Annotated in this window: 1 protein-coding gene; it reads left to right on the plus strand. The window is 64.1% G+C overall.

The annotated features are described in order from the left end of the window. Positions 1-234, plus strand: a 234-nt coding sequence (locus O4G76_RS21695; RefSeq protein WP_269399139.1) for an ATP-binding cassette domain-containing protein, incomplete at both ends; no start/stop codon positions are given.

Below are 234 nucleotides of genomic sequence, written 5' to 3' on the forward strand. Positions count from 1 at the left end.
GATGGAGCAGGTGGGGTTTGTGTTTCAAGATCCCTTCCTGTTCAGCGGCAGCATTGCCGCCAATATCCGGCTGGGCCGTCCGGGTGCAAGTGATGACGAGGTTCGTGCCGCCGCGCGCGCCGCCCATGCTGATGCGTTCATCACGCAGTTGCCGCAGGGCTATGATACCATGGTTGGTGCCGGGCAGCAGAGCTTGTCGGGGGGAGAGCGCCAGCGCATTGCCCTCGCCCGTAC

The sequence above is a fragment of the Limimaricola sp. G21655-S1 genome (genome assembly GCF_027213785.1).
In the GTDB taxonomy this organism is placed as follows: Bacteria; Pseudomonadota; Alphaproteobacteria; order Rhodobacterales; family Rhodobacteraceae; genus Limimaricola.